This is a genomic window from Salipiger sp. (assembly GCF_059781815.1).
The window spans coordinates 1-5,604 of record NZ_JBYNAH010000290.1; the positions used below are offsets into that span (position 1 = coordinate 1).

Genomic DNA, 5,604 nt, shown 5'->3' on the forward strand with positions numbered 1-5,604 from the left:
GCGCATGATGTCTCTGTCGAACGCCTTCGACGATGATGAGGTGCGCGATTTCGACCGTGGCATCCGCCGCTATCTGGGCCTCTCGGACGATGCGCCGCTGCCCTTCACCGCAGAGCCCAAGATCGACGGGCTGTCGCTGTCGCTGCGCTACGAAGACGGCGAGCTGATCCAGGCGGCGACCCGTGGCGACGGCGCGGTGGGCGAGAACGTCACCGCCAATGCTCGCACCATCGACGATATTCCCCAGCGTCTCGACGGCGCGCCGGAGGTGCTCGAGGTGCGCGGCGAGGTCTACATGAGCCATGCCGATTTCGAGGCACTGAACCAGCGCCAGGAGGCACGCGGCGGCAAACCCTTTGCCAACCCGCGCAACGCCGCCGCCGGCTCGCTGCGCCAGCTCGACCCCGAGATCACCCGGTCGCGCCCGCTGAAATTCTTCGCCTATGCCTGGGGGGAGCTGTCGGCGCCGCTGGCCGAGACCCAGATGAGCGCCATAGAGCGGCTCGCCATGCTCGGCTTCCAGACCAACCCGCTGACGCAGCTTTGCGACGGTCCGCAGGACATGCTCGACCACTACGCCCGCATCGAGGAGAAGCGCGCGACGCTGGGCTATGACATCGATGGCGTGGTCTACAAGGTCAACGACCTCGCGTTGCAGGCGCGGCTCGGCTTCCGCTCGACCACGCCCCGCTGGGCCATCGCCCACAAGTTCCCCGCCGAGCTCGCCTGGACCCGGCTCGAGGCCATCGACATCCAGGTCGGTCGCACCGGCGCGCTCTCGCCGGTGGCGCGGCTGACGCCGGTGACGGTCGGCGGCGTCGTGGTGTCGAACGCCACGCTGCACAACGAGGATTACATCGCCGGGCGCGATGCCAGTGGCACCCCGATCCGCGATGGCAAGGACATCCGCGTCGGCGACTGGGTGCAGGTCTACCGCGCCGGCGACGTGATCCCGAAGATCGCCGATGTCGACCTGACAAAGCGCCCGGACGATGCCGTACCCTATGCCTTCCCCGAAACCTGCCCGGAATGCGGCTCCGAGGCGATCCGGGAAGAGGGCGACGCGGTGCGGCGCTGTTCGGGTGGCCTCATCTGTCCGGCGCAGGCGGTCGAGAAACTGAAGCATTTCGTCTCGCGCGCCGCCTTCGATATCGAGGGGCTCGGCGCCAAGCAGGTGGAGCAGTTCTACCGTGATGGATGGATCTCGGAACCTGCAGAAATCTTCACGTTAAGAGAGCGTTACGGCTCTGGGTTGCAGCAGCTCAAGAACCGCGAAGGCTGGGGTGAGAAAAGCGCGAACAACCTCTTCGATGCGATTGACGAGAAAAGAAAAATTGAACTTGGTCGCGTGCTGTTTTCGCTCGGCATCCGCCATGTCGGAGAGGTGGTCGCCAACGACCTCGCACGCCACTACCTGAGCTGGTCTGCGATGATCGCCGCCATCGACGCGGCGCGCCCGGCGGCAGAGCGCTATCGCCGTGCCGAGCAGGCGGTCGAGTCCGAGCGCATGGCGGCCAAGGCCGAAGGCCGTCGCGCCCGCCTCAAGGAAATCCGCGATGCCGCCTGGGCCGAGGAGCCGGCCGTTGCGCCCGAGGCGCGTGCCGCGTGGGACGATCTCGTGGGCGTCGACGGCATCGGGCAGACCGTGGCGGTCTCGCTCGTCACCTCGATGGGGCAGCCCACGGAGCGCGCCTCGATCGACAGGCTTGTGGCGCAGCTCGACATTCAGGATGCCGAGCGGCCCGCCACCGAGGGCAGCCCGGTGGCCGGCAAGACTGTGGTCTTCACCGGCAGCCTCGAGAAGATGACCCGCGCCGAGGCCAAGGCGCGGGCCGAGGCGTTGGGCGCCAAGGTCTCGGGCTCGGTCAGCAAGAAGACCGACATCGTCGTCGCCGGCCCGGGCGCCGGCTCCAAGGAGGCCAAGGCGCGCGAGCTTGGCGTCGAGCTGATGGACGAGGACGCCTGGCTGGCGCTGATCGGGGGCTGAGCCGATGAGCCAGAGGCCCGAAGCCCTCTGGGCGCTCTTTGCAGAGCTCAAGACGCTGGACGGCGTCGGGCCGAAGACCGCGCAGGCGCTCGAGGGGCTCGACATCGTGGCGCCGCGCGACCTGCTCTTCACGCTGCCGCACGGGGTCATCGACCGCCGCCCGCGCGACACGGTGCAGGGCGCGGAGCTTCCCGGCGTCGTCACTGTCGAGGTCACCGTCGGGCGCCACATGAAGCCCGCGCAGAAGGGCCGGCCCTATCGCATCCATGTCGAGGATGCGCAGACCAGCTTCCAGCTGGTGTTTTTCCATGGCCGGTCGGACTATCTCGGCCGGGTGCTGCCCGAAGGCGCGCGGCGCTTCATTTCCGGTCGGGTCGAGCTCTTCGACGGCATGGCGCAGATGGTCCATCCCGACCACATCCTGCCGCCCGAAGACGCCGCAAGCCTTCCCGCCTTCGAGCCAATCTATCCGCTCACCGCGGGGGTGACGCAGAAGCTCATGGCGCGGGCCAGCGCGGATGCGCTCGCCAAGGCGCCGGAGCTCGACGAGTGGATCGACGGGCCGCTCAAGGCGCGGGAAGGCTGGCCCGACTGGCGCGCGGCGCTGCAGGCGGCGCATGCGCCAGAGGGCGCCGGGGCGCTGTCGCCGGCTTCGCCGGCGCGGGCGCGGCTGGCCTATGACGAGCTTCTGGCGCATCAGCTCACGCTGGCGTTGGCGCGGGTGCATCGCCGCAAAGGCAAGGGGCGGGTCACGCGCGGCGACGGGGCGCTGCGGCGCAAGGTGCTGGCAGCGCTGCCGTTTCGCCCGACCGGCGCGCAGATGCGCGCGATGGACGAGATCGCCGAGGATATGGCCGGCGGGGAGCGGATGAACCGGCTCTTGCAGGGCGACGTGGGGGCCGGCAAGACGCTGGTCGCCTTCATGGCGTTGTTGGTTGCCGTTGAAGCCGGCGGGCAGGGTGTGATGATGGCGCCCACAGAGATCCTCGCGCGGCAGCATCTCGAGGGGCTGCGGCCGCTCGCCGAGAGCGCCGGCGTGGTGGTCGAGATCCTGACCGGGCGCGACAAGGGCTCCGAGCGCAAGGCCAAACTGGCGGCGCTGGAGCGCGGCGATATCCAGATCCTCGTGGGCACCCACGCGGTGTTCCAGGCCGACGTGGCCTTCCGCGACCTGCGGCTCGCGATCGTCGACGAGCAGCACCGCTTCGGCGTGCGGCAGCGGCTTGAGCTCGGCCGCAAGGGGGCCGGCGCGGATGTGCTGGTGATGACCGCGACGCCGATCCCCCGCAGCCTCGCACTGGCGCAATATGGCGACATGGATGTTTCGGTGCTCGATGAGAAGCCGCCCGGGCGCAAGCCGATCCGCACCGCGCTGGTCTCGGCCGAGCGCATGCAGGAGGTGGTCGAGCATCTCGTGCAGGCGGTGGCCGAGGGGCGGCAGGCCTATTGGGTCTGTCCGCTGGTCGAGGAGAGCGAGGTCGTTGATCTGACCGCCGCCGAGGAGCGCTTCAAGCGGTTGCGCGCGGTGCTGGGCGAGGGCGTGGTCGGGCTCGTTCATGGGCAGATGCCGCCGACGGAGAAGGACGCGGCGATGGCGCGCTTCGTGGCCGGCGAGACGCAGGTCCTGGTGGCGACCACGGTGATCGAGGTCGGGGTCAACGTGCCCAACGCCACGATCATGGTGATCGAACGCGCCGAGTGGTTCGGGCTGGCGCAGCTGCACCAGCTGCGCGGGCGCGTCGGGCGGGGCGAGGGCGACAGCACCTGCCTGCTGATGTACCAGCCCCCCCTGGGCGAGGCCGGCATGAAGCGGCTCAAGACCCTGCGCGAAACCGAGGACGGCTTCCGGATCTCGGAGGTCGATCTCGAGATGCGCGGCGCGGGCGACCTGATCGGCACGGCGCAATCGGGTCTGCCGCGCTTCAAGGTGGCCGATCTCGAACATCAGTCCGGACTGATGGCGATGGCGCAGAGCGATGCGCGCAAGCTGCTCGCCGAGGACCCGACGCTGGACAGCCCGCGCGGGCGGGCCGCGAAGATGCTGCTCTGGCTGATGCGGCAGGACGAGGCGATCCGGCTGATCTCGGTCGGGTGAGGCCGCGCCGTTCATAGATGTTCTCATTTTGTTTCGACCTCCGTCTCGCGGAATATCAAGGGCTTACCTGAGATATTCGGGAATGTTCCGCTTCTTGTTCACAAATGTTCTCAAAAAGTTCTTTACAGAACGTTTCGCCTATGAGAACAAAGTGGCAACAAGATTGAGAACAGGGATCGAGACCATGATTGATACGCTTCGCAAGGTTCTTTCGCGCAACGACAACACGCTGATCCACGACATGATCGGCGGCGTTTCCCTGGTCGTCATTCTGATGGGGGCGCTGCACCTGCCCAGCTTCTGAGAGTTTCTGCCTGCGGTCTTTCCGGTCGGCCCGGTCCGCGTATCATCTGTCCCCGATGCGCGGCGGCTGTCTCCGCCTGATGCTCCACTGCCTGGGAGCGATGGCCGGTCCGACCCCCGAGAAGACACGCCACTGACCGCCGCCTCCATGTCCCCCGGAGCGCGGCGGGTTTTTCTTTTTCAGGGAGTAGAAGGGGCGAGATCGCCCCCGCCGGCCTCAGGCGCGCGGGCGTCAGGCGCTTTGGGCCTCGGCTGCCTGGGTGGCGGCCTCGGTGGCGGCGTCGAGTGCCAAAAGGATCGAGGCGTGGCGGTTCTTGTAGGCCTGCGCCGGACGCAGCACCTCGAGCTCTTCGAACGGCGCAGGCGGGGTGGGGCCGTCTTCCTTGAGCATGGCGCGCAGTGCGTCGCGCGCCGCGGCGATCTCGGCGGGGCTGCGGCCGATGATGGCGTCACCCACCACCGCGGCAGAGGCCTGGCCGAGCGCACAGGCCTTTACGTCCTGCGCGTAATCCGACACCACGCCATCCTGCATCGACAGGTCGACCGTCACCGTGGAGCCGCAGAGCGGCGAGCGTTTCTTGACGCTGGCATCGGGCGCCTCGAGCCGGCCGGTGCGCGGGATGTCCGCCGCGAGGGCGAGGATGCGCTGCGAATAGAGCTTGATCAGGTCGGTCTCGGCGGACATGGCTTTCCCTTTCCGGTCTTGTCTCCTAGATAGGGGCTGATTTCCCGGCTGCAAAAGGATTTTTGCCCCATGAGCTTCGATCCCGAGACTTTGGTCTACGATGCCAAGGGCCTCATTCCCTGCATCGCGCAGGAGGCGGAGACCGGCGAGGTGCTGATGATGGCCTGGATGAACGCCGATGCGGTGGCGCGCACGCTGGAGAGCGGCCGGGTGACCTACTGGTCGCGCTCGCGGTCCTCGTTCTGGGTCAAGGGCGAGAGCTCGGGCCACCTGCAGGAGCTGGTGGAACTGCGCGTCGATTGTGACCGCGATTGCCTGCTGGCGCTGGTGCGCCAGACCGGACCGGCCTGCCACACCAACCGCCGCTCGTGCTTCTATACCGCGCTGCGGGAGGGGAACGAGGTGGAGATCATGGCGCCTATGGTGGAGTGAGGCTCGAGGCTTTTGGCCTGAGGTTTCGCCCGGTGGGGAGGGCGTTCGGGGGCGCTGCCCCCGTCGCAGCAGAGCTGCGACTCCCCCGAGGTATTTTTGAAC

General features: G+C 68.0%; 5 protein-coding genes. 4 read left to right on the top strand and 1 reads right to left on the bottom strand.

Features of this window, described 5'->3' with window-relative positions; translation table 11 throughout:
* The 3 genes from ligA to AC6RA4_RS23055 form a co-directional block, all read left to right on the top strand.
* Positions 1–1,987: NAD-dependent DNA ligase LigA (ligA, locus tag AC6RA4_RS23045; protein WP_500164273.1), on the top strand; the 1,987-nt coding region annotated here is incomplete at its 5' end.
* A 4-nt stretch (positions 1,988–1,991) separates the two neighbouring features.
* Positions 1,992–4,082 carry an ATP-dependent DNA helicase RecG gene (recG, locus tag AC6RA4_RS23050; protein WP_500164274.1) on the top strand — a complete coding sequence of 697 codons (2,091 nt, stop codon included), beginning with the start codon at positions 1,992–1,994 and terminating at the stop codon, positions 4,080–4,082.
* Between the two features lie 82 nt (positions 4,083–4,164).
* The gene (locus AC6RA4_RS23055; RefSeq protein WP_500164276.1) at positions 4,165–4,386 is read left to right on the top strand and encodes a hypothetical protein; all 222 of its coding nucleotides are present in this window, start codon (positions 4,165–4,167) and stop codon (positions 4,384–4,386) included.
* A 231-nt stretch (positions 4,387–4,617) separates the two neighbouring features.
* Here the strand turns inward: AC6RA4_RS23055 and AC6RA4_RS23060 are convergent, their stop codons facing one another.
* Entirely contained in the window at positions 4,618–5,070 is a 453-nt protein-coding gene (locus AC6RA4_RS23060; RefSeq protein WP_500164278.1) for an iron-sulfur cluster assembly scaffold protein, read from the bottom strand.
* A gap of 69 nt (positions 5,071–5,139) precedes the next feature.
* Here AC6RA4_RS23060 and hisI point away from each other — a divergent pair, with 69 nt between their 5' ends.
* On the top strand, positions 5,140–5,502 hold the full coding sequence (hisI, locus tag AC6RA4_RS23065; protein WP_500164279.1) for a phosphoribosyl-AMP cyclohydrolase: 363 nt from the start codon (positions 5,140–5,142) through the stop codon (positions 5,500–5,502).
* Positions 5,503–5,604: the final 102 nt, after the last annotated feature.

What these genes read in the sequence shown, in the direction of transcription:
- AC6RA4_RS23055 (WP_500164276.1), top strand. Translation starts at nt 4,165, where the DNA reads ATGTTCCGCTTCTTGTTCACAAATGTTCTCAAAAAGTTCTTTACAGAA.
- AC6RA4_RS23060 (WP_500164278.1), bottom strand. Translation starts at nt 5,070, where the DNA reads ATGTCCGCCGAGACCGACCTGATCAAGCTCTATTCGCAGCGCATCCTC.
- hisI (WP_500164279.1), top strand. Translation starts at nt 5,140, where the DNA reads ATGAGCTTCGATCCCGAGACTTTGGTCTACGATGCCAAGGGCCTCATT.
- recG (WP_500164274.1), top strand. Translation starts at nt 1,992, where the DNA reads ATGAGCCAGAGGCCCGAAGCCCTCTGGGCGCTCTTTGCAGAGCTCAAG.